Origin of the sequence: Vibrio sagamiensis NBRC 104589 (assembly GCF_007990935.1) — a bacterium.
In the GTDB taxonomy this organism is placed as follows: Bacteria; Pseudomonadota; Gammaproteobacteria; order Enterobacterales; family Vibrionaceae; genus Vibrio; species Vibrio sagamiensis.
In genome coordinates this window covers 1-2,617 of record NZ_BJXJ01000097.1, presented here as the reverse complement: position 1 = coordinate 2,617, position 2,617 = coordinate 1, and the positions used below count along the sequence as shown (strand labels likewise).

The following is a 2,617-nucleotide window of genomic DNA, read 5'->3' as shown; positions in this document are numbered from 1 at the left end:
TATGAGCAGCGATTAGCAGAAATTTTAAAACGCGATCATGAGTTACCGGAGCTTTATGCTAAACACATATTTTAAAGTCATTAGATTTACTTTGAATTGAAATCAGAAATAGAGCGGCGGTTTGGCCGCTCTTTTTATGGTTATTATAATGAACTTGCCATACAAAAGTTATTCACTGATCGCTAATGTTGTGCTTTTCATAACGTATTTTTGTCCAAATAATTTAAATAAAACCAACACGTATAGCTGTTACTAGACCAGTTTCTGCTGGTCTTCTTTATATGCAGAAAAACCTCACTCAACATGAACTTGCGCTCTTATAAGCATTATTTTCTGATAAAGATAAGCGATTCACTGAACTTGAATCTGCAGTCCTCATTTCTCGCCAGTCGTTACGTGAGAGTAAGTAATCATTCAATCTTTGGTTGAAAAGCTTAACCTGGCACGACGTAAAAGCTACGGAGCCAGCAGTGAGGTCATGCCACCTCAAGATTTAGAGTTCAATGAGGCGGAAAGCCATGCCGATACTGAAGAAACAGAAAGCGACGATAAACAGGACACGAAGCAAGGCAAAGGAAATACGTCATCCGATTCTTGTCGTGGTCGTCCTACTATGGAGGCGTTCAAAGCTTGGTTAGATAAATCGGTCTCCCAAGTCACGCCGAAAAGTAAGCTTGGGGTTGCGATTAACTACAGTCTCATTGAAACCACAAAAGCGAACGACTGCAAACCGTATGAATGTCTGGAATACGTGTTCCGAGAGCTTCCTAAGTTGAAAAGTGGAGATGCTCATTGTCATCTTCTACCTTGGAAGATACCAAAAAACGAATAACCGTCCTCACTGAAAAATACTGTTCGAATATGTAGAGAACACTTTAATTGGCGGTCCCTGTGTTGATACTTGAAGTCAATGAATTGATTTAAATTGCTTACAAAAAAGGCGAGGAAACCTCGCCTTTGGTTTAATTGAATAACGATTTATTCTTTTGCATTAAGCACTACTTCATCACCCATGCAGCCTTCTCTGGCGTAAAGTAGTATTGCAATGGCGCTTGACCATCGTAAAACCAAATTTCAGCAAGGAGTTCCTGCTGCGAGTCTGCGATTGAAAAATCGAGCTCAGTAGCACCAGATTCTAGTGCTCTTGAAATAATTTGGCTTTTATAGTCTGGTTTATACTGACCTTGGCTGGTTTCTTTAAACTTGGTATACACAGAAACATGCGCCCGCTCCGTACTTCTACTGCTGATATCTACAGTCAAAGATTGAGATTTCACCGGGTTATAATCGTACCCATCTGCAATCACTAAATCATCAAAGTGAATCTCAGCTTGACCAGTATCAGGATACGAAGGCGCTGAACCTCGGTTTTGGTCTTCACCCCCACAGCCGAATAACATTAAGAGAGTGAGCGGAAAAATAAATATAATTTTCATTACTTTACTCCTTATTTTTGATAAGTCTTGCTGGTATCAGAGACTGGGTTTTGATGCCAATCCAGATTAGATACCCCAGACGACTCTGCGTAATCTTGGAAGTCGGGATAAGCACTCAAGATGTCCGTTCTCTCAGTTGGCCATTGCCATTCAGAAGTAATAAACAATGCCCAAGGATGATTGAGTTCTGTCTTAAAGAACTTGCCTAGTGTTTGATTACTGTCATCGTCCTGTAACGCAAAGAGTCCTGTGTCGAACTTTTCAGTTGGACTTTGGTCTGGTAAATGCACTTCCCAACGCTTACCTGTAGCAGGTGGGGTTATATTATTGTGGTAAGAGTTGGTATTAGCGATGATAAAGGGGTCATATGGCATGGCCATAAGGCCGCTGGTATCGGCACCAGATGTGGTTTCAATATGAAGTTCGAAGGTAAAGTTTTCCGCTTCTTTACATCCGTTCTCGGTTCGATAAAAATCACAGCTGCTACCGTTGACCTCGGTTAAATCTGAGGAAATGACGAAAGAGGCATCACTGAGACCAGATTCTAAGCCACTGCTTGCCAACTGCACACCATTGTGTAATTGACGGGTGGTCGTCATATCAATATCGCTTGGGTCAAGCCCTTTAAGTCTGATAGCAAAGCCATTATGGAAGTGTGCCCCATAGGCCCCCAGTTTGCCGTAGATAGAAGATTTTATCACTTCATCATTTTTTAACGTTTCAGTAATACGATAATGCATCACGACATCGTTCATATCGTAGTCGCCTTTTTTAGACCAAAAATCCTCAAAAGCTACGGTGGCAAAAGTCGATGCACTTGGGAAATGTCGTACATATTCACCATTGGATGTTACTACGATTTGATGATCTTCCACCTCACCTGAGGTCGATGCACCAAAGTAATCAAGCCCAGTTTGCTGACTGAAACGGAAGCGAGCCCAAGTCTGGGATGCACTGGCAGTAGATGGGGTAGTTAACGAAAGTGTATTGGTGCCAGCACTTAATGCTTGGTCAGTAAAGACTTGTTCACCACTGTCTTCAAAATCACCGTCGGCATTCCAGTCAATCCATGTATTTAAGAAGCCGGTGGTCGATGCTTCAACGGTGATGGTCGTTGATTGACCAAGCTCGAAGGCGGTGACAAAGCCAACGCCATCTTCGTCATCAGGTGTGCCGTTTGC

General features: G+C 42.3%; 3 protein-coding genes. 1 reads left to right on the top strand and 2 read right to left on the bottom strand.

The window, feature by feature from the left end:
• Window positions 1-478 precede the first annotated feature (478 nt).
• Window positions 479-832 (top strand): transposase domain-containing protein, encoded by a 354-nt coding sequence (locus VSA01S_RS19465; RefSeq protein ID WP_039983795.1) that lies wholly within the window; start codon window positions 479-481, stop codon window positions 830-832.
• Between the two features lie 166 nt (window positions 833-998).
• On the opposite strand, the gene VSA01S_RS19460 is transcribed toward VSA01S_RS19465, so the two are convergent.
• Complete coding sequence (locus VSA01S_RS19460; RefSeq protein ID WP_039983794.1) at window positions 999-1,436, bottom strand: hypothetical protein; 438 nt, start codon at window positions 1,434-1,436, stop codon at window positions 999-1,001.
• 11 nt (window positions 1,437-1,447) lie between these two features.
• On the bottom strand, window positions 1,448-2,617 hold a 1,170-nt coding region (locus tag VSA01S_RS19455), incomplete at its 5' end, for an LruC domain-containing protein (protein WP_147052775.1).